At 44.6% G+C, this 1,353-nt stretch carries 1 protein-coding gene; it reads right to left on the bottom strand.

Annotation, left to right across the window (positions count from 1 at the left end; translation table 11 throughout):
- Positions 1–1,226 (bottom strand): group II intron reverse transcriptase/maturase (gene ltrA / locus CXF95_RS26165; protein WP_232788054.1); only part of this gene is annotated, 1,226 nt, incomplete at its 3' end.
- Positions 1,227–1,353 lie beyond the last annotated feature (127 nt).

Raw genomic sequence — 1,353 nt, 5'->3', positions numbered from 1 at the left:
CTATCAATGTGATAAAGCCCTATTTCATCGAACCAGCTATTCTTCATGGCAATAGTCGCCATTGGACAATTCGCATTGCGCCATGACGCCATTTTTATGAAGACACACTTTCCTTTGAAGCCAAGTTGCCTTAGTCGTCTATGAAGACGAGCTGGGCGTTTCCACAACTTCAATTGAATAGCGCGCATGCGTCTTCTTATCCATTTCATCAAGCTCACAAACTCTCGCTTGCAATTGGCTATCTTAAAATAATGTGCGAACCCTCTTAGCACAGGGGTTAACCGTTTAATGATATCTATCAGCGGTTTCCCTGTATTACGCTTAGTGAGCTGCTTCACTCGCTGCTTGAAGTTAACCAGTTTCTTAGGTTGAATTCGGGTATATTGTGTCCCAATTTCGACTCCGAGGAACTTAACACCATCATCACTGTGCGTGATATGGGTTTTGGTCTTATTCACAACAAGTTGTAAATCATCCTCTAAAATAGTCGTGGCAATGTTCAAGGCATGCTCTGCGCCTACTCGGCTGATGCATAACACTAAAATATCATCCGCATAACGCACTATTCGGTGCCCTCTGCGTTTCATTTCTTGGTCGAATGCATCAAGGTAAATGTTCGATAACAACGGACTGATTACCCCGCCTTGCGGACTGCCTTTGATAGTCGGTATCACTTCGTTACCTTCCATCACACCACTGGATAAAAACTGTTGGATTAATTTCAGCACACTGCCATCTGTGACTTTGCACTTAACGCCTTTGAGTATTAACTCATGGGATAAACGGTCAAAGCACTTTGACAAGTCCATATCCACGACCCAACGCCGACCATATTGCCTTATAAACAATGTGGCCTTGTTAATCGCATCATGGCAACTTCGCTTCGGGCGATATCCATAGCTAGATGGATGAAAATCCTTATCGAAGATGGGCTGCAATATCGTTAATAACGCTTGTTGGACGATGCGGTCTCGCACTGTCGGTATCCCAAGCAATCGCATACTGCCATCTTCTTTGGGTATTTCTACCCGACGTACAGGCTGCGCTTGGTAGGTTTTACCTTTCAGTTCGAGCAGTAAAATATGAAGATTGCTCTGCAAGTCAGCTGCAAAATCGCTTAGGCTCTGCCCATCTATTCCGGCCGCACCTTTCGCCCTTGCCACTTGTTTATAAGCCGCTTCTAATGCTTGCGCATGTAACAATCGACCATAAAGACTGTAGAACATTTCCACCCTCACCTTTAACTTGTGGTCGTTGTCTTGGCTTTATCATCATTGTGGCTGACAACTTCACTTGTTTCTCAAACGTGCTAGCCCCTTAATCGGGGCAATCTACTTGAGCGTTAACAAGCTA

The organism is Paraglaciecola sp. MB-3u-78 (genome assembly GCF_002835935.1).
Classification (GTDB): domain Bacteria; phylum Pseudomonadota; class Gammaproteobacteria; order Enterobacterales; family Alteromonadaceae; genus Paraglaciecola.
The sequence above is the reverse complement of the archived record's forward strand: the minus strand, read 5'-3'. Positions and strand labels throughout refer to the sequence as shown.